Here is a 19,171-nt window from a genome sequence, read left to right on the forward strand (position 1 = left end):
CCCATGTCTCTCTCCCGGCGCGAGTCGCTGGCCTATCTGACCGCTCTGCTTGGTTTCCCCTGGCTGCGCGGGTCAGGTGCATCGGAATCGCTGCGACATGACATCCAGCGTGACATGCTGCACGATATGCTGCATGCCATGCTGGAATCGCAGCCATCCGATGATCCGCTGCAGGGCACCATCGTGGCCTATCAGGCCGGTCGTGTACGGGGTGCCTACACGGCCGTGGAAATCACGACGCGGGCGCTCGATCGCTGTCGTCGCTGGAACGATCGACTGCATCTGGCGGACATGCTGGCCGAGACGGCGCTGAGTGAAGCCCGCGCCTCCGATGCGCGACTCCGTCGGCGCGCGCTGCGGGGTCCATTGGATGGAGTGCCACTCTTCGCCAAGTCCATCTACGACATGAAGGGGTTGCCCACGACGGCGTCGAGTTTTGCGTGGAGCCAGCTGTTCCCCGACGCGGTCGATCGTGATGCGCTCGAAGTGCAGCGTCTCCGTTCCGCCGGTGCCGTGCTGCTCGGCAAGACCGTCGCCGACGACTTCGCCTATCGCGGCAACGGCACCAGCTCACTCAGTGGACAGGTCGTCAACCCGCACGATCCGGCGGGCCTTCGCACCCCCGGTGGTTCGAGTGCGGGATCGGCGGTGTCCGTGGCCTGTGGGATCGCGTTCGCCGCGCTCGGCACCGACGACGGCGGCTCCAACCGCATTCCCGCGCAATTCACCGGTGTGGTGGGCATGAAGCCCACGTTCGGCCTCGTGCCGCGCACGGGTGTTATTCCCACCTGGCCGGTGCTCGACACCCACGGCCCGCTGGCCCGTCATGTGGCGGACGCCGCGCTCATGCTCGATGCCATTGCCGGTCCGGATGCTTCCGATGGACTGGCGTTGCGCACACCGTGGCGTCGCGGCGCCCTCTCCACGCTGCGCGACGATGCGTTGCGCGGTGCGCGACTGGGGCTCGTGGAGTTCCACGTCCCGCGTGCGCAGATGCAGCCCGAAGCCATCGCGGTGTTCGATCGTGCCATCGCCGACTGCACACGCGCCGGCGCCATCGTCGACGCCTTCGTCGCACCCGTGACACGGGCCTCGGTGCGTGAGCAGATGAACGCCGCCGCCAGGGCGCGTGGCGATGTGGAACCCGACGCCAATGCGCCGGCCCCCACGGCCAACGCGCTGCTGCGCTACTTCGCCGGCCAGCAGGGGTCGATGGACGACGCACGCCGGAAGGTGCAGCGCGGACTCGCGGCGTATCGCGCGTTCTACGACGTGCTGCCGGAATCGTGGGAGAAGATGGCCGTGCTCATCGACCAGCCCTACGAACAGGACGCGGCGGCGCGCTCCTTCCTGCGTTCACGCGAAACGGTGGTGGCGCAACTCGCCTCGGCCATGGCGGCGCAGCGACTCGATGCCATGGTGTATCCCACCATGCCGTTCGGGGCGCCCGCGGCGGCCGACCGGTGGCCCGATGTACGCACCACCCTGGGCTACGGCAATTCGCTCGGGCTTCCCGAGGTGTCGGTGCCCGCCGGATACGATGCCGCGGGCATGCCCGCCGGCAACCTGTCGTTCGTGGGACTGCCGGGCAGCGACGCCAGGCTGCTCGCGCTGGCGCATGCGTATGAGAGGGGGTCGCGGCGGTTCGTGGGGGCGAGGGTGGCGGAATGAGTTGTGGGTTGTGAGGAGGTGGGTTTGGGGGTGAACCGCCCCCTCATGCCTCCCTCGCCCACGACTCACTCAGATCATCGAACGCCGGCACCGCCGCCAATGCGCCGAGCGTGAGCGCCAGCGGAATGGTCGTCGCGTAACCGAGCCGCTGAAAGCCGACCGCACCCACCACGCCACCCACGAAGAACGACACCAGCAGGCTGGCCAGCAGCCGCATGCGGACCCGATCGGCCAGCACCGGCGGATGACCGTCGTCCGAGGCATTCACGTAGAACAGCCGCCCCAACTCGATCCCCAGATCGGTGACCATGCCCGTCACATGGGTGGTGCGGATGACGGAGCGGGAGATCTTGGTGATCACCGCATTCTGCAGTCCCATCATGAAACACAGCAGCATGATGGTGAACGGGACAAAGAGTCCCTGCACATGCGCGAGCTGTGCGCCCAACACGCCGAACAGCAACATCAGCACCGATTCGAGCAGCAGCGGCGTGGCGAACGCGCTGCGCCACTGACGACGGTGTCCGAAGTTCACGAGCAGGGCGCACACCGCCGCGCCGGTCAGGAACGACAGCAACGCCCCCACGCACGCCAGCGCCACCGACCAGGCCTTGAGTACCACCGAGTCGGCCAGGGTGGAGAGGATGCCCGTCATGTGCGAGGTGTACTGCTTCACCGCGAGGAACGCCCCGGCGTTGGTGGCACCGGCCACGAACGCCAGTGTCATCCCCAGCAGACGGTTGCCGGCCAGCGTGCGTTCACGGCCCGTCAGCTTGCGTGCGAGATCGAGCAGCATCCTGAAAGATAGCTCTTCCCGATGGGCACCGAATAGCTTTGGGATACCCTCCCGCTCCGCCCCGTCCTACTTACCGACCTGTCGATGCGTCGCACCGTTCGGCTGCTCTCCCCCGCGCTCGGGCTGGCTCTCACGCTCGCGCTGCAACCTTTCGCCTCCGCTCCACTGGCCGCCCAGGAGAAGGAGGACCGCACGCTGCTCAACTGGGAGCAGATGCGCGCCATCATCATGGAAGCCTCGGGCGAACGCGCGATGCACCACGTGATGGAATTCGTGCCCTACCAGCGCGTGCGGCAGGCTTCCGAATACACCACGGGCCCTTTCCGCGAGAGCCGCGCCACCGTGGAGCTGGCCAAGCAGTACGGCTACTCCTCGGCCAACATCGAAATCTTCCCGTCCGCCGCCCTCTGGCAGCCGTCCAAGGGTCAGCTCTGGGTGTCCGAGAAGAACGGCCCCCGCAAGCTGCACGACATCTACGACACCCCGGTCGCGCTGGGCACCAACACCCCCACCGGCGACATCTCGGGGGACCTCGTCGACGTGGGCAACGGCAGTCGCCCCGAAGACTATGCCGGCAAGGATGTGAAGGGCAAAGTCGTGATGGGCAGCGCCCCGCTCAACACCCTGCAGCGCATGGCCGTGTTCGAGCGCGGCGCCGTGGGCGTGCTGTCATGGAATTCCATGCGCCCCATTGAACAGCCCGACATCATGGTGTCCTCGGGCATCGTCGCCGGTGGCATGGCGGGCAACAATCCGGGCTTCGGATGGCTCGTCACCACACGACAGGCGCGCGATCTGCAGGTGCGCCTCGAACGGGGTGAACAGATCACCGTACGGTCGGTGGTCGAAGCGCAGACGTTCCCCGGCCGTCAGGAGGTCATTCACCTCACCATCGACGGCGATGGCAGCACCAACCAGGATGTGATCGTCTCCGCGCACATCTTCGAAGGACTGATCAAGCAGGGGGCGAACGACGACAACTCCGGCGCCGCGCTCATTCTCGAAGTGGGACGCACCTATCTCGAGCTGATCAAGCAGGGCAAGCTGCCCCGCCCGAAGCGCACGATCCATTTCCTCTTCGTGCAGGAGATCGCGGGCACCAACGCCTGGCTCAATGCGCATCCCGAGCTCAAGAAGCGCATCATCGCCGATCTCAATTACGATATGGAAGGGCTGCGTCTCACCACGGCGGGTGCGACGTGGCTGCTCATGCGCTCGCCCGATTCGTTCCCGACGTTCCTGAACGACATCTGTCAGAACTTCATGGAGTTCGTCGCCGAGATCACGCGTGAACGGGTGCGCTATCGTCACATCGGATATGCGCCGGCACTGGACGTGCTTTCGCCCAACGGCAGCCGCGATCCGTTCTACATCAAGATCGACAAGTATTACGGCGCCAGTGATCACGCCACGTACATGCAGCACGGCATTCCCGCCGTGATCTTCAACACCTGGCCCGATCCCTGGTATCACTCGTCGCAGGACACGCCCGACAAGCTCGATCCCACGCAGTTCAAGCGCGCGGCGGTGGTGAGTGTGGGTGCGATGACCGTGCTGGCCACGGCCGACGATCCGATGGCCACCCGCGTGGCCGCGGATGTTCTGGGGCGCGGCGCCGAACGCATGGCCGCGAACCAGCGCAAGGGACTGGGGTACATCGGCGACGTGACCAGCGCCGACCAGCTTGCCCAGGCCTACACCGACGCCAAGGCGGCGGTGCGGCATCAGGCCAATATCGAGAAGTCCGTCATCAAGTCGGTGAGTGTGCTCTTTGCCGACCCGGCGGCCGCCGAGAAGCGGCTGACGGCGACGTACATCCCGCTGATCGACGCGCGTGCGGCCGCGCTGCTGGCCGAAGTGAAGGCCACCTATACGCTGGCCGCGGCCACATGGAAGGTGCCGGCCACCGAGCCGGTCATGTCGGCGCTGGAACAGGAAGCGTCGCGCACCATCGTGAACCGCAAGCCTGCCGCCGCCGCGCCTGGTGGGGGTCCCGGTGGTCCTGGCGGCCCCGGTGGTGGCGGTCGACCGGCGCCCACGCCCACGCGCATTCCGCCGCACATGACGGGTGAACTCAACGCCGTGCTCGATCGGGGCATGTCGGTGCTCGACATCCGCGACTTCATCTCCGGCGAGTTCGAACCGGTGCCGCTGCAGGACGTCTTCGATCACATCCGGAACATGGAGAAGGCGGGAACCGTCACGCTGACCACCAGTGCGGCCAGACGCACCCGGTAACGTTTCGCGTTCCACCTCGCTCTCCATTCCGCTCTCTCATTCTTCAATGTCCCGATGCCACACCCCGTGCGATCCATTTCTCTCCGCCGTCGTTTTGCGCGGCTATTGAAGTCAGTCATTGGCGTGGTGACGGGTGCGCTGTTGCTCGTCACCACGCAGGCTTCACCGCTGCGGGCGCAGTCCTGTCCGGCCGGTCGGGTGGCCCTCGTGCTCGCCGGCGGTGGCGCCAAGGGCATCGCGCATGTCGGTGTCATCCAGCATCTCGACTCGCTCGGCGTCACGCCCGATCTCGTCGTCGGCACCAGCATCGGGGCGTTGGTGGGCGCGATGTACGCGAGTGGATGGGACAGCGAAGCGCTCGAGTCGTTCGTGTTCCGCTTCAACGTTGGCAGATACATCGGCGGATATGCCCCCTCCGCGCCCCGTGCGCTGGGCCCGGTGCTGCCGCTGCTCACCTGGCACGAAGGTGCGGCCGGCGGTCTCGATTTTTCCACGGCCACCGCGCGCGAAGCCAACGTCAATCTCATCGCATCGGCCATGCTGCTGGCCGGCAATCTGCGCGCTGCCGGCGATTTCGATCGCATGCCCATTCCGTTCCGTGCCGTGGCCGCCGATCTGCAAACGGGCGACCCGGTCGTGCTGCGTCACGGCGATCTCGCGGAAGCGGTGCGCGCGAGCTTCGCCATTCCCCTGGTGTTTCAGCCCATCGTCATCGACGGACACGTGCTCGTTGACGGCGGCGTGGCGGAGAACGCGCCCGTGGGCGTGGCCAGACAGGAAGGCGCCACGCGTGTCATCCTGAGCGAGATGACCGATTCGTTGTCGGGGGTGGTGAGCAACGGTACCACCGGCGTGGTGGCGTCGTCGCTCATGCGGTTTCTCTTTTCGCGCAACCGCCCCGAACTGCGCGACGGCGATCTCCGGGTGACCAGCAACACCACCGGTATCTCGGCGCTCGATTTTTCCGATGCGACCATGAAGCTGATGATCGCGCGTGGCCGTGAAGCGGCACGTCGCGCGATTCCGTCGGCCGAATGCCTGCCCACCAGGAAACGAGTCGTGCCCGAGCTGCCGCCGTTCGCCACACGGCGTTTCACCGCGCAGACCACCCGCGCGGAACAGCGACTGTCGCACATCATCTTCGGCAATGAATCGCCCAACGATGTGTCGCTCGATTCGGTCATGACACGCATCGCGCGTGTGAGCGACGGCGAACGCGTGAACGCGCTCTGGATCTCCCCCGAGCGGGTAACCGTCAGCCGCCCCACCGCCGATGCGGTGAGCGGCACCGACAGTGTGCTGATTCATCCGCGCCTGGTGTTCGCGCCACGCCGCACGCTGTCGGCGGGCCTCGTGTACGACGGTGAACTCGGCGGACGCGCATGGCTGGGCGCCGTCGACCGCAACGTGATGCGCGCGCCACTCGAATTCGCGATGCGTGGGGCGCTCGGCCGCTACCGACAGGATCTGCTCATCGGACTGCGACGCAACGACGAGTACATCGAATTGCGACGCAGTCCCTTTCTGGAAGCGCTGGTGGCACGCGAACGGGTGCGCCTCTTCGATCCCAACGATCAACGCATCGAGATTCCCGACGGTCTGCTGCCCGCATTCAGCGATCAGCAGTTGCGTATCGGCATCGAACAACCGCTCGGTCAGCGCTGGACCCTGCAGGCCGCCGGTCTCGCGCGGCGCGTGACCACCCTCGAGATCGAAGGCGACAGTACCACCGGCGAAGAGTTCGGCGATCGGGCGTTCTCCGCATTTGGTGGCGTCGTGCGATTCGTGCGGGTGCGATCGGATCCGCGTTTCGTGCCACGCGTGGATCTCGAATACACCAATCGGTACACACGACTGCAGGCCATGACGGCATCGACATTCCAGCGCGGACTGTACAACATCGCGGTGTTGTCGCGTGTCATCTGGGCCGACCGTGAACTGCCGCTGATGGACGCCACGACGCTGGGTGGTGAGGACGGCATGGCGGGTCTTCGCATCTTCGAACAGCGCGGACACGCCGAACTGTCGTCGTCGGTGGATATCGCCCGTCCCATTCTGGGTCCGCTGGCGCTGCAGCTCACACTGCAGGGGGGACAGGTGTCCACCGACGAGTACCGTCCGTTGGCCGGCGAATGGATCGCCGGCATGCGTGTGGGATTGGGCGCGGTGACACCCATCGGTCCGTTGCGCATCCAGTACGGTTTCAACAGCCGCGACGATCACCGCTGGTTCGTGCGGGTGGGGCGCTGGTTCTGACGGATCGATCAACCAGGCAGTCGATCAGTTGGGCATCGGCGCTTTTTCTTTCCGGCCCAGGATGGCCGCGGTGACGGCCGTCAGGACGAACCCCACGGGCAGCGGTTCGAGAAACGTGTAGCCGATGTTGATCAGCGGATTGCGGTAGGCCACGGCGAACGCGTCCATCTCCTGCGACAGCCGGGTCAGCTCATCGGCGCTGGCCCCGGCCGCACGCGCTTTTTCGATGGCGTGGGCCGCGTACTTGTCGGCGAAGTCGGGCATGAACTGGTAGTAGAGCAACTGCCAGGTGATCACGTAACACACCGTCGCCACGAGCGCGATGAGCAGCCCCAGGGCGAACGCCTGAGCGAACGTGACGCTGCCGCCGCCCACCGTGTCGCGGTACGAACGCACCCCGAAGAAGATCATCAGGAACGCCAGCACCATCGTCGTGAAACCGATGATGGCACCACGATCGAAACCGATCCGGTCCATGAACGGGATCGTGAGCACCATCATCGCCGACAGGATGGCGCCGGCAATCAGGCCATACGTCAGAACGATTCTGCGCATATCGTCTCCAGGTGAGGTCCCCAGGTGAAGGAAGCGCGCCGAACTTGCGGGATGTCGACCGTCCGCGCGTCACCCGAAGGGATGATTTTGCCTGGTTTTGCAGGATTTCAGCAAAAATCATCCATTCGGATGACCGGATCGCGGGGTCAGGGGATGAGGCCGAGTGCCTTGCCGCGCTGCACCGCCTGCGTGCGCCGCCGGGCGTCGAGTTTGTCGAAGGGCCGGCTGGAGTGGGTCTTGACCGTATTTTCGCTTACCCCTGCCCGTGCGGGAGAGACTCTCTGCCTAGCGACCGGGCTTCCCGAGGGCCTGCAGGGCGCGTGTGACGGTGTCCACCTGCGCCAGCACCGGCGGCTCCACATCGAAGCGATACGCGAGATAGCGGGCATACGCCAGCCGCGCCTCTTCACGGTGGCCGAGTCGCGCGGCCAGCCGTCCACGTTCGCGCAGACGTGTCGCCCAGAACGGCGTGACCGATCCGAGCCAGTGATCGCCCGACCGGCGCAACGCGACCAGTGCCCGGGTAGGCTCTCCTTCCTGCTCCCACATGCGCGCCACCTGCAAACTCGTGAACGCCGTACGCGCTTCGTGCACGCGGCTGTAGTCCAGATGTTGCAGCAGCGAGTCCACGTACGCGAGCCGTGTCTTCACATCCCCGCGTCGGGTACGTTGCGCATACATGGCTTCGATGAGACCTATCGAAAGCAGATAGTCCGGATCGACAGCAGTCGGGGTGCCGACGGTGGCCGCGTGCAATCGCTGCAGCGACAGACGTGTTCTGCTCGTATCGCCCTGCGCCAACCGCCACGGCTCCGTCATGCGCACCGCGCGCAGAATGTATCCGCGGCGAATCGTATCGGTTGGTGCCAGCGCCTCGTCGGCGGCGAGATGTCGCAGCGCCGCGCCCACGCCAGTGGTGTCGTGTTCGCCCATCATGGCCTGTCGCAACAACCGCACCGCCATGTTGGCCTTCGTGTTGTCGTCGCTGTGAGCCTGCACCGTCTGCATGAGCTGCTGTGCCTGCTGCGGCCGACCGAGCAGCAGCAGCCAGTCGAGCTTCGTCATGGCGAAGCTCAGGAACCGGTCGGGACTGCCACCTTCAGCCAGTCGGTAGAGGGAGTCCGTCACCGCGAACGCCGCACGCGCGCCCACCCCTTCGCGCATGGCCGTCTGTGTGAGATATCCCCAGTTCTGTCGTTTGAGAGAATCCAGCCACACCGAACCACCCGGCGCATTCGTCACCGCCGCGCGATACCAGTTCGACTCCCACAGCCAGGAACGGTCGGAATCGGCCGCGAAGCGTATCCTCGACACACGATCGAACGTGCTCCTGTCGTCCGACCAGAGCGCGAGCTCCGTGAGATGGACCGCCGCCGAGAGATAGGTCGAATCGAGATCGAGTGCATGCAGGAATGACGCACTGGCTTCGGTATCGGCCGAGTCTTCACTGATATCGGTGAGATGCCCGTAGTGAAAGAGAGCGTCTCCCAGCAGATACCATGCCTCCGCCCGCTGCGGCGCCAGCGCCACGTAACGACGCACCTCGCGCAGCCGTTCCACCGTGGGTGTGGGTTCCGGATAACGTGAACCGATGAGCGCCGTGAGCAGCGCCCGATCGCTCGCACTCAGACGCGCGCGGTGTCGCCACGCGACATCGGTGCCGAGTGCTGTCATGAGCTGATTGCCATTCCACGACGCCGCGAGCCGCAGACCGATGCCGGCGAGTGCGAAGGTCGTGTCGGCCTCGATGGCACGCCGGAACACCACGGTGGCATCCGGGTGCCGGCCGTTGCGCATGAGCGCCAGTCCCTCCAGATACGAACGCAGCGCCACCACCGACGTCGTGTTCACGTTGCCGAGCCGGCGCGCCTCGTCGGGCGCGAGCCGCGTGAGGATGGCCAGCGACAGACGGTCCACGAGCTGCGGCACACTGTCCACCGAGCCCGTCACCCCGACGGGTTCCGCCGACGTCCCCGCCGCAACATCGAGCAGACGAGCGGTGAAGGTGAGCGTGCTCGACGTGGCCACGACATCACCCAGCAGGAGATGGCCCGCCCCGAGCCGGCGTGCCGCCGTGAGCGCCTGCGTCTCGGTGGCATCACGTTCGTGCGCACCGGCTGTCGACGCGAATACTTCCATGACGGTGCGTGGAGGCGTCACGCGCAGTGAGGATGTGGTGAGATTCGCCGAGAGCAGATCGATCATGCCCTCGCGCAGGTATTGCAGCGCCGGGTCGGCCGAGGCCACACGGAACGGCGCCGCCACGAGCAGGCGTTCATCGAGCGCGTGACGGGGACGCGTGTAGATCACACCCACTGCGACCGCAGCCAGAACGACGAACACCGCGGCGATGGTCCCTGGACGCACGAACCTGGTGCGCCAGGTGTCCGGTACCGCATGTGTGCCGGAAAGTTTGATCGGCCCGGAGGAGAATCGATCGCCGCTGACCGCATGATCGAACCCCTCCAGCACCGTCAACAGATCCTCTGCACTGTCCGGCCGCTGATCGGGGTCCTTGGCCAGTGTGCGCATCACCAGATCCGCCAGCACCTCGGGCACATCCGGCGCCACTTCGCTGAGTGCGCGTGGCATTTCCGCGATATGGGCCGCGACCATCTGCCGCGGCCCCGAGCGATCGGCGAACATGTGCACGCTCGCGAGCAGCTCGTAAGCCATCACGCCCCACGAATAGAGATCGGCTCGATGGTCCACCACATCTATCCCCACCGCCTGCTCCGGCGCGATGTAACGCGGTGTACCCACCGACGCCCCGAACTGCGTGAGCGTGTGCGCCGTGGTCTGCATCTCGTTCGATGCCGCGGCGATCAGCGCCTTCGCGATACCGAAGTCGGTGACCATCGCCACCCGTCCCGCCAGCAACACATTTTCCGGTTTGATGTCCCGGTGCACCACCCCCTCGGCGTGTGCACAGGCCAGCGCGCGTGCGACATCGCGCAGCATCGACACGGACTCGGCGAACGGCACCCGTCCCGCGCCCAGTCGATCGCGCAACGAACGTCCCTTCACGTACGGCATCACGTAGTAGGGAATGCCGTGATCGATCTGCGCCGACAGCATCGGCACGATGTTGGGATGCTGCAATCGCGCCGCGATGTTGATCTCGCGGGCGAAGCGTCGGGTGTCGAGCGCCGCCGTGAGTTCCGGCGCCAGCACCTTGATGACCACCACACGATCGAACGCCCGTTCCGTGGCGCGATAGACCACGGACATGCCACCACCGCCCAGCTCCTCGTGCAGTTCGTAGCGGGCCTCGAGCAACGCCGACAGTTTCCGGCGCAGCGTCTCGCGGTCCGCGACGCCCTCGTGCGTGTTCGGGTCCGTCGGGTCGCCCACGATCAGTCGCGGTCCTTCACCGTGATGCGGTCGGCCGGAATGGGATTGTCCGGACGCTCCGAATCCCAGAGGATGTTCACGATGTACCAGCGATCGGCGCCCTTGAAAAGCTGGATGCTGTTGATGCCACGCGCGAACGGCTTCGACTCGGGTGTGAAGCGCGAATCGTACACGCTCATGATGTGCCAGACATTGCCGAAGGAATCCGTGCGGCGGCCGATCTCCCGCTCATAGAAACCATTTTCCATGAGGCCCGGCCCCGCGGCCGTGATGTATTCCTCCACGCTCCAGTTGCGCAGGCGCGGCTTGCCATCGGGTCCGAGACCCGTGACGATCATGCGCGCATTGGGACCATAGAGCGTGCGCAGGCGATCGAAATCGCGCGGCGCGCCCTTGGGGCCGGAGATGGATTCATAGAGCGCGCGCACGATCGCATCGATGGACGCCACATCGGCCGGATCCGCAGCGCGGCGAGGAGCAGCCGGCGCGGCTGGCGTCATGGTGCCGCCGCCCGTGGACTGCGCGTGTGCGCGCGTGGTGGGAGCAAATGTGAGCAGAACGCCGAGGAGCAGGCCTGCGGCGGTCGTGACGGCGGAGGCGCGGACAGAGAGCATCGCTGAACGGGGCGGGAAGTGTGTGGCGGGCAGGCAGGTCGGTGCGGATGTGTCGATGCCGGAGGACGGCACGCTGTGCGTCAGGGTGTGGCCACTTCCGGCGCAGGAACAGGCGGATGTGACGGATCGTCTGCCGGATGTGACAGAGTGGAGCGAATGACGCATACTCCGGAGATGCACGCCCAGCCGCTCTCCTCCCGTATTCGTCCCAGCGCCGCGCGAATCGCGCTCACGGCCGTCGCCATGTTGTCTGCCGCGGCCGCCTGTACCGGCGGCGACACCGGCGCCTCGTCGCGTACCGCTGCTACCCCCGCTGACAGTGTGGCTGCCAGGCCCGCGCGGGAGATCCCCAGCCCCGCCCCCACGCCACCGCGGAGCCCCGATCGGTACACCGTGCGATTCGAGACCAGCAAAGGCCCCTTCGTGGTAGAGGTGGAGCGCGCCCTCGCCCCCCGGGGTGCGGACCGGTTCCATGAACTCGTGACCATCGGATTCTTCGACGACGTGCGGTTCTACCGCGTCATGCCCGGCTTCATCGTGCAGTTCGGCAAACATGGCACCGTGGCGGTGAACGACGCCTGGGTGAACGCCACCATTCCGGATGATCCCATGCGAATCAGCAACACCAAGGGCACCGTGGCGTTTGCCGCCAACGGAACGGATTCACGAGCGACGGAGCTGTTCATCAGCACCGGGGAGAATGGCAGCAAGCTCGATCGACAGCGCGTGTTTGCGCCGATCGGCCGGGTGACGCGGGGGATGGAGGTGGTGGAGCAGCTGAACGCGGAGTATCGCGAGGAGCCGAATCATGCGCGTATCGCGCGGCAGGGGAATGCGTACCTGCAGCGGTGGTTTCCGGCGTTGGATTACATCAAGGAGGCGAGGGTGGTGGAGGGAGGGGGTGAGCGGGGCTTGTTGATCGCTACCAACGGTGAGCAGCGGGCGGAGTGTGCTGGTCGGTCGGGCGGCCTCTCTGCGCGATGGAGGCTTATGCTGCATTCGCCGCTGTATAAAGAGACGGGGACATTTTGACCGGATGGGTCAAATGAGTCTTGCTCAATGACTTGGGAAATTGAATGGTTGTGTCCGTCAGAGATTTAGACGGCAGGAAGCGCGAATATAAGACGGTGCTCGCAGTGATCCCCTGCAGTCTAATACGCGTTATGCAGTCAACAACAACTTTCCATGCTCCCACCAGCCTTCGATCTACGTGCGCGAATTGCCATCGCGATCTCAGACGTTCTAGCCGCGCACGGGATTCATGAGAACATCACCTGGGAAGACATAGCGGTCACACCCAAGGTGGTCACTGACGGTGTCGGGTCTATGCAGAAGATCTCTTCCGCGATCATCGGCAAACTTTGGCCCAGCGTTCGGCAGGCTCAGGTATATCACTATACCTCGGAGAAGGCCGCGGAAGAGATTCTCTCGTCGCAACGATTCCGGTTAGCAAACATTGGCAAGCGCATCACAGAAGGAGAGATCGAGACGTTCTGCGTATCCCATGGTCTGACTGGATACCTCGAGGCTACGAATGGTGCGCCACTCTACAGGACGCTCATTGAGCCGAATACCTACTTCGCATGCTTCACGGATATCAACGTAGACGAGGACGAGGAGCGTTCCTTCTGGCAGTCCTTTGGACCGGTAAGGCTCCGCTTCACCATCAGCGCGCAGAACCCTGACTTTCGGCGCGTCTACTATGAGCCTGTTCCACAGGAACCCATACCGGTACTCCGAGACCTGGTGGCGAGAGTTCGCAATGACTTCGAGCGCGAGTTCATACTTCGACGCCTTTCTAGCATCTGCTCGTTCTATCTCTCGGGAGCTCGGTTCGCATGGGAGAAGGAAACTCGCATTCTTTGGCGCGTATGGGACGGTTCCCCATGTCGGCCAGTTGGAACAGGGCCGAACAGTTACGTTGAGCTTGAACTGGGCAGCATGTCACCGTGCGGATTTGAGCTCTCGATCGTTGAAGTCTGCTCTGCCGATCCAGTAGCAGTCCCAGATGGCGTAAAGTTCGTGCGGCGAAAGTAGCTCTAGCCTGCTGCATAACGATGCTTGCTGCAGACGGGCGTGGTTTCGGTAGCGCGCTGCGCGCGCATTTCATGTGAGCGCCCGCTGCAGAAGCGAGCGTTAGGCATACCTGGAAACCTTATGAACGTTGAAGACAGAATCGCAAAGCTCGAGGCGTTCGGAGACCTGCTTGCGAGATGGTGGGAGCAAGAAGATGACGGTCAAACACGCAAAGCGATAAACCACGACATTGTCTGGGTACGGCGCGAAGTAATCGAAGCCGGGTGCTTTCATACAGTCACAATCGGGCCGCCGCCCGCAATTGGCGGCCTAGTTATGCGCAACATCGATCCATTCGACATGATCTTCGATGCGCCATACGGAATGAGTTTGGTTCCAAACATCCGCGACATGGTCGACAAGACCATTGGCGTTTTGCGAGCGGGGCCGCCGCCGGACAAGGCGATTGTTCAAGAGGATCCAGACATTCAAAAAGGCTACGCGTTCATCGCCATGCCGATCGTACCCGGAGATTCTGCCACCGAAGATGTCCTTGATGCGATCAAGGAAGGGGCAAACCGTTGCGGAATTCATGCAGAAAGGGTCGACGAGCCGCATTCGAACGAAAGGATTACGGACCGCATTCTTGAATCAATCCGAAAGGCTGAGTACGTAATCGTCGATCTCACCGATGCACGTCCAAACGTGTTCTACGAGGCGGGATACGCACAAGCGCTAAAGAAAACTCCGATCTACTTAGCTCGTGAGGGCACGAAACTTGAATTTGATCTAAAAGACTACCCTGTGATCTTCTTCAAGGGCATGAAGGATCTAAAGGACAAACTGGAGCGCCGCATCCGCGGCATTTCGGACAACGAGAAGGGAGTCGATGCCTAACCCGGCGTTGCAGTCTGACAGCCGCGCTATTGACGGCGCGCTACGCGCGCTTCTGTTCGATGCGGCTGCAGCTGAACGCGAGCGTTAGATTGCCTTCCACTACTGACTGTCCGAAAATCCCATCAACAGATGTCTTCCAGTTCGTCTAGTCCAAACGAGACCGACCACCGGCTGCGCTACTGGCTTGATACGAATCAGCAGGATCGCGAGCGACTCTGTCTCGCACTCCTGTCACTGGACTCGCGATTTCGGAACATCACCCCGCGACATCCGCAAGGCGGACCCGACGGCGGGCGCGACATTGAAGCAACGATGGACGACGGCCGCAAGGTGTGGATCGCCGTCGGGTTCAAGAACAACACGTCGGATTCGAGCGCAGACGTGCGATCTGTGAGATCGAAGTTCTCCAGTGATCTGGAGCGAGCGCTTAAGGAGAATTCTGCACTTGAAGCGTTTGTCTTCATGACGAACGTTCGGCTAACCACCGGTGCAATCGGCAACCTTGTTAAGCAGGCGCGGGCTCGCGGCATTGCATTCTGCGAGGTGCTTACGCGCGAGCGATTGCGAATACTCCTCGACGGCCCAGACGGTCTTGGGATTCGATTTCAGTATCTTCGCATCCCACTCAGCGACGCCGAACAGGCCGCCTTCTTTGCCCGATGGGGGACCCAGTTCGAAAAGCTCGTAGCGCAGAAGTTCTCCGCTGTCGATTCACAGCTTGCACGTCTCGAGTTCCTTCACGACTGTCAGCGACCTCTGCGTAGCATCGCGATTCATGTCGAGCTGAATGCGCCGGCCTCACTTGATGAGCTAGGCCACTATCGTGTTCTGCTCACGGTCTGGAAGCTTGGCGGCAGCTCGAAATACTCAAGTCTATTGGTCGGTGCACGCGACCACGACCTTCGCCCGACTGAAAGACCCATTCGGAACGACGTCGTATCAGGTGGGTTCTGGATCTCGAAGGCGGAAGACGAAGATCCGACTGAGGAATCGAAATCTGCCCCGTCGCAAGACGAGCCCAATCGAATTGGTCGCCGCAGAATGGCCCGTTCTTACTCTACATCGAGTTCACTCGCGGACGGGCCAATGAAGATTCTTGGAGCATCAGGCGGATTCTCTAGCATGCTGGACGAGGCATTTCCTGCACCAACTCTCGGTGACCTCGACGAGAACTTCCTGGCGGTCTTCGTGACCCAGCCGCTTCTCAGCAGGATTCGCCGAGTAGACGTGTTCGCCAACGGCTACGTGCTCAGATCAATCACTGCCGACAATATTCTACCGGAGATTCGTACTGACGGATCGTTTGACGAACTTTGGCCAGAGCAGCTTTCAGTAGACGAAATGAGCATCCCATGGGCACGGCTAGACTCACGTGATGGATCAATGCAGGTGAGCTTTAGCTACCGTACACCTCACAAGCGATGGCGCGCTTTAGCCGATGAGCGATCATTGCCTGACTAGCCTCATACCGGGCGGCCCACGCGGTCGACTGCAGCAGGCGGGGAAAGTGCCCATCTACCGGCGTCGGCCGGCAATCTAACCTTGCGTTGCTGCTGACAGGGCCTTCAAAGATTGCTGCCTTGCTCGCTCCGCTCGCTGGCCGCAACTTGTGGAAGTGCCCTGCAGCAGAACGCCAGCGTTAGGCAGCCTAAATATCTCCGGAGCGATTCCATGGTGAACGAGTTCTCTCGGCAATGGTTCTCCACCTTCATGGACACGATGCCCGAGGTGTGGACCGCGGCCGAGGTCGAGGCGGTCGCTCGCCGTCTTCCCCTCCCCGCCTTCCGTCAGGTTCTTGATGTCTGTTGTGGAGCGGGAAGACATGCCGCAGCCCTTGCGGCTCGTGGCTATCGGATCACCGGCATCGATCGTGACCCAGAGATGCTTCGCCGTGCATCTTCCTCCGCGCCGACAGCGAGGTTCCTTCAGCTGGACCAGCGTGATCTCCACACGCTCGAAGGGCCGTTCGATGCCGTCGTCATTCTCTGGCAGAGCTTTGGTTACTTTGATCCGGCCACCAATGACCAAGTGCTCTCCGACATCGCCAGCTTGCTTCGGCCCGAAGGTCGGCTTCTTCTTGATCTCTTTCATCCCGAGCACTTCGTTGCCGAACAAGGTGCACCGACACCCGCCGCACGGGTGGACGGGGTCACGATCACGAACCTCGTCCGGGAGGGCCGCTTACACTCTACCATCGAGTATTCCGACGGCACCCGTGAGGTGATGGACTTTGAGCTGTTCAGCCCTGCGGCGTTGATCGAGCGCGCAGCCCTTGCCGGATTTGAGGTACTGGAGCAATGCTGCTGGTGGGACGAGCAGCGACCACCGGATCCATCAGTGCGACGGTACCAGAGCGTCTTTCGGCGCCGATGAACGAAAGCGCCCACAGGACTGCCTAACAATTGGTTGCAAGGGACGAAGGGCCTGGCATGATTTCAGACGGAGTTCCAGGTTACGGCGAGTGGCCCTTCGCCCTTGAACCAAAGGGCGTTAGACGTCCTACATCCTCGAAGGAGGTTTCCGAATGTCTCAGTGCATCTTTTGCCGGATTGCGGTCAAAGAGGTGGATGCCGTGATCGTCTACGAGGACGAGCATATCATGGCGTTTCTCGATATCGGTCCCATCCGACCTGGGCACACACAAATCATCGCGAAATCACACGTGGCGACGTTCGAAGAACTCCCACCAGCGCTGGCGGCGCGCATTCTGCATCTTGGCCAACAGTTGGCCCGCAGAATGAAGCAAGTGTACGCCGTGGATCGCGTCGCCTTCCTGTTCACCGGCGGCGACGTCGCCCATGTGCATGCACACGTCGTACCAATGCACGAGAAGACCGATATTACTTCGGCGCGATATCTCGTCGGGTCCGATCGACCGGTGTGGGGCTCCGAGCATTTGATGGTCCATCGCCAGATTCTCGAAAACGTGCGCACAGAGTTGGGCTTCGTGACGTCACCGGACGTCTAACGAGCGTTGCTGCTGACAAACGCCCGACCTTCCGCGTGGATTCACCGCTGTGTAATCTCGGCTGCGCCTCGTTCACAGCTGCTATCGGCTGTGGCGTTCGCAGCAGAACGCAGCGTTAGACCGCCTGACCTTCCTTGGTCGCAGGCCCAGCTCTGTCCCGGGTCCGGTGTGCCCTCGTGTCGTGTCAGCTCAGCGGTAAGGCCGCCCCTGCTCAGGTAGCGATGACAGCGCTTGCCGAAGTGTATCAGATCAACGTGAGATCCTCATTAGCTTCGCACACTGCCCCTGTTGCCGAACTCGGTTCAATATCAGTGTCTCGTATATCTTTGCATCACAACGGTTTACGTGTGTCTCTTCGCCACCGCACATCCAATGGATCTCCGCCTAGTTGCCGGGGTATCCTGTTTACATTAAAGTAAACGACCTATATGGTCGATCTTAGCATCGTGGCTATGGGCGACGCTCGGGTCGTCCGCTATATGCGGCACAAGGGCCGGTATCCGGCTAAAGACTACCTGGACGAGATGCCTGAGCGGGACCGTGCTCGCTTCTTCGCGTTGGCGAAGCGTATGGCAGATATCGGCCATTTACCTAGCGAAACGCACGGGCACCAGTTGCGGGGCGAGTACTCAGACCTCTTCGAGTTCAAGCCGGGCGATAGCCGGATCTTCGCTTTTCTTCACGGTACGAGCTTGTACCTGACGAGCGGAGCTCCAAAGAAGAAGCCCAAGACGCAGGAAAGTGACTATGCGGAAGCGAAGAACCTTCGGCGCGACTTTCTAGAGCGCGAAGCCACGAAGTCCACGGTGCCGCGGAAGCAGTCGAAGTAAAACTCTCAGGTAACGGACCCGCACATGATGAAGCACTCTCAGGCTGGCAAGAGCATTGGTGGTAAGACCAGCGAGCGTAGAGTAGCCGACGCGGGCGCCAGTCAAAAGGCGCCATTCTGCAATCACAACGTCCTCGAGCATCTGAAATCAACCGCCGAGGAGCGGTACTATGCTCAGGACTCTGCGATGCTAGCAGTCACTGATGCGATATTGCGATCAATACAGGCTGCCGGGCTCAAACAGGCAGAGCTCGCAAAGCGCATTGGAAAAAGCTCTAGCCATGTATCACAGGTTCTAAGTGGTCGGCGGAATATGACGCTAACCACGATTGCTGACATGCTCTGGGCCTGCCAGCAAGAGCTTTCCGATCTGGTAGTTAGTCCTATCGGGCAGAGCGAAGTATCCCGTGATCGCATGGACGTCCTCTTAGAAACGGCCTTCAGGCCAGTTGCTAACGCAACGGACGCTGCCGCGCTAAGTGCTCAAACTCAGAAGCCATTTCGGCTAGTGGTTCCCAGTATGGCCGTAGCTAAGGGTGAGTTGGTCGGCGCATGAGCGATTCAAACACAGATGCCGCCGGGGGAATTGGCCTGTCTATTGGCCAGATTGTGCTAGAGCACGCGCACTTCGCGCATCGTGCAGACTATCTCGCGCAGCCACCGACGGCCCTGGCTGACGGTGGACTCGCTACCGATGTGCAGGTGCGGCTCTTTGAGGGAACGCTCGGTTCCGGCGAAGAGGATTTAGGGCGTGTAATCGCCGGTGTTAGTGTCAGAGTATTGACCAAGGACACCAACCCTCCTCCTCTATACACGTTTGACGTAGCGATGACTGCTCTCGTCATCGCAGACACACCAGAGCCTACCCTTCCGCCTCTCGATTTTGTTGGACAGGCTGGTTTCGCTACGCTGTTCCCTTTCCTTCGGGAAGCGGTAGCGAATCTCACTATGCGTGGCCGCTTCGGCCCTATCTGGCT

14 protein-coding genes are annotated in these 19,171 nt (G+C 62.8%); 10 read left to right on the plus strand and 4 right to left on the minus strand.

Going from position 1 to position 19,171, the window contains the following annotated elements; all coding sequences use genetic code 11:
* Nucleotides 1-3: 3 nt before the first annotated feature.
* A complete protein-coding gene (locus WG208_RS04635) occupies nt 4-1,671 on the plus strand; it encodes an amidase (RefSeq protein WP_337170164.1) in 1,668 nt (555 codons plus the stop codon).
* A gap of 43 nt (nt 1,672-1,714) precedes the next feature.
* Here WG208_RS04635 and WG208_RS04640 read toward each other — a convergent pair whose 3' ends face one another.
* Nucleotides 1,715-2,467, minus strand: coding sequence for a YoaK family protein (locus tag WG208_RS04640; protein WP_337170165.1), 753 nt, complete (start codon nt 2,465-2,467; stop codon nt 1,715-1,717).
* Between the two features lie 84 nt (nt 2,468-2,551).
* On the opposite strand from WG208_RS04640, the gene WG208_RS04645 reads away from it, so the two are divergent.
* Both WG208_RS04645 and WG208_RS04650 read left to right on the plus strand, forming a co-directional pair.
* Nucleotides 2,552-4,705 carry a M28 family peptidase gene (locus WG208_RS04645; RefSeq protein ID WP_337170166.1) on the plus strand — a complete coding sequence of 718 codons (2,154 nt, stop codon included), beginning with the start codon at nt 2,552-2,554 and terminating at the stop codon, nt 4,703-4,705.
* Between the two features lie 105 nt (nt 4,706-4,810).
* Entirely contained in the window at nt 4,811-6,961 is a 2,151-nt protein-coding gene (locus tag WG208_RS04650) for a patatin-like phospholipase family protein (RefSeq protein WP_337170167.1), read from the plus strand.
* Nucleotides 6,962-6,985: 24 nt separating this feature from the next.
* Here WG208_RS04650 and WG208_RS04655 read toward each other — a convergent pair whose 3' ends face one another.
* The 3 genes from WG208_RS04655 to WG208_RS04665 form a co-directional block, all read right to left on the minus strand.
* Nucleotides 6,986-7,516: a DUF4199 domain-containing protein gene (locus WG208_RS04655; protein ID WP_337170168.1), complete on the minus strand. Its 531-nt coding sequence runs from the start codon at nt 7,514-7,516 to the stop codon at nt 6,986-6,988.
* Between the two features lie 285 nt (nt 7,517-7,801).
* The gene (locus WG208_RS04660; RefSeq protein ID WP_337170169.1) at nt 7,802-10,870 is read right to left on the minus strand and encodes a serine/threonine-protein kinase; all 3,069 of its coding nucleotides are present in this window, start codon (nt 10,868-10,870) and stop codon (nt 7,802-7,804) included.
* Nucleotides 10,871-10,872: 2 nt separating this feature from the next.
* On the minus strand, nt 10,873-11,484 hold the full coding sequence (locus tag WG208_RS04665) for a hypothetical protein (RefSeq protein ID WP_337170170.1): 612 nt from the start codon (nt 11,482-11,484) through the stop codon (nt 10,873-10,875).
* A 156-nt stretch (nt 11,485-11,640) separates the two neighbouring features.
* Here WG208_RS04665 and WG208_RS04670 point away from each other — a divergent pair, with 156 nt between their 5' ends.
* The 7 genes from WG208_RS04670 to WG208_RS04700 all read left to right on the plus strand — a co-directional run bounded on the left by WG208_RS04670 (nt 11,641) and on the right by WG208_RS04700 (nt 18,195).
* Entirely contained in the window at nt 11,641-12,516 is an 876-nt protein-coding gene (locus WG208_RS04670) for a peptidylprolyl isomerase (RefSeq protein ID WP_337170171.1), read from the plus strand.
* A gap of 153 nt (nt 12,517-12,669) precedes the next feature.
* Nucleotides 12,670-13,521 carry a hypothetical protein gene (locus WG208_RS04675; protein ID WP_337170172.1) on the plus strand — a complete coding sequence of 284 codons (852 nt, stop codon included), beginning with the start codon at nt 12,670-12,672 and terminating at the stop codon, nt 13,519-13,521.
* A gap of 120 nt (nt 13,522-13,641) precedes the next feature.
* The gene (locus tag WG208_RS04680; protein ID WP_337170173.1) at nt 13,642-14,397 is read left to right on the plus strand and encodes a hypothetical protein; all 756 of its coding nucleotides are present in this window, start codon (nt 13,642-13,644) and stop codon (nt 14,395-14,397) included.
* A gap of 129 nt (nt 14,398-14,526) precedes the next feature.
* Entirely contained in the window at nt 14,527-15,858 is a 1,332-nt protein-coding gene (locus WG208_RS04685) for a hypothetical protein (protein ID WP_337170174.1), read from the plus strand.
* A 213-nt stretch (nt 15,859-16,071) separates the two neighbouring features.
* Complete coding sequence (locus tag WG208_RS04690; RefSeq protein ID WP_337170175.1) at nt 16,072-16,770, plus strand: methyltransferase domain-containing protein; 699 nt, start codon at nt 16,072-16,074, stop codon at nt 16,768-16,770.
* A gap of 151 nt (nt 16,771-16,921) precedes the next feature.
* On the plus strand, nt 16,922-17,365 hold the full coding sequence (locus tag WG208_RS04695; protein WP_337170176.1) for an HIT family protein: 444 nt from the start codon (nt 16,922-16,924) through the stop codon (nt 17,363-17,365).
* 428 nt (nt 17,366-17,793) lie between these two features.
* Nucleotides 17,794-18,195 (plus strand): type II toxin-antitoxin system RelE/ParE family toxin, encoded by a 402-nt coding sequence (locus WG208_RS04700; RefSeq protein WP_337170177.1) that lies wholly within the window; start codon nt 17,794-17,796, stop codon nt 18,193-18,195.
* Nucleotides 18,196-19,171 lie beyond the last annotated feature (976 nt).

It is taken from the genome of Gemmatimonas aurantiaca, assembly GCF_037190085.1.
Classification (GTDB): domain Bacteria; phylum Gemmatimonadota; class Gemmatimonadetes; order Gemmatimonadales; family Gemmatimonadaceae; genus Gemmatimonas; species Gemmatimonas aurantiaca_A.

What these genes read in the sequence shown, in the direction of transcription:
- WG208_RS04635 (WP_337170164.1), top strand. Translation starts at nt 4, where the DNA reads ATGTCTCTCTCCCGGCGCGAGTCGCTGGCCTATCTGACCGCTCTGCTT.
- WG208_RS04640 (WP_337170165.1), bottom strand. Translation starts at nt 2,467, where the DNA reads ATGCTGCTCGATCTCGCACGCAAGCTGACGGGCCGTGAACGCACGCTG.
- WG208_RS04645 (WP_337170166.1), top strand. Translation starts at nt 2,552, where the DNA reads ATGCGTCGCACCGTTCGGCTGCTCTCCCCCGCGCTCGGGCTGGCTCTC.
- WG208_RS04655 (WP_337170168.1), bottom strand. Translation starts at nt 7,516, where the DNA reads ATGCGCAGAATCGTTCTGACGTATGGCCTGATTGCCGGCGCCATCCTG.
- WG208_RS04665 (WP_337170170.1), bottom strand. Translation starts at nt 11,484, where the DNA reads ATGCTCTCTGTCCGCGCCTCCGCCGTCACGACCGCCGCAGGCCTGCTC.
- WG208_RS04670 (WP_337170171.1), top strand. Translation starts at nt 11,641, where the DNA reads ATGACGCATACTCCGGAGATGCACGCCCAGCCGCTCTCCTCCCGTATT.
- WG208_RS04675 (WP_337170172.1), top strand. Translation starts at nt 12,670, where the DNA reads ATGCTCCCACCAGCCTTCGATCTACGTGCGCGAATTGCCATCGCGATC.
- WG208_RS04680 (WP_337170173.1), top strand. Translation starts at nt 13,642, where the DNA reads ATGAACGTTGAAGACAGAATCGCAAAGCTCGAGGCGTTCGGAGACCTG.
- WG208_RS04685 (WP_337170174.1), top strand. Translation starts at nt 14,527, where the DNA reads ATGTCTTCCAGTTCGTCTAGTCCAAACGAGACCGACCACCGGCTGCGC.
- WG208_RS04695 (WP_337170176.1), top strand. Translation starts at nt 16,922, where the DNA reads ATGTCTCAGTGCATCTTTTGCCGGATTGCGGTCAAAGAGGTGGATGCC.
- WG208_RS04700 (WP_337170177.1), top strand. Translation starts at nt 17,794, where the DNA reads ATGGTCGATCTTAGCATCGTGGCTATGGGCGACGCTCGGGTCGTCCGC.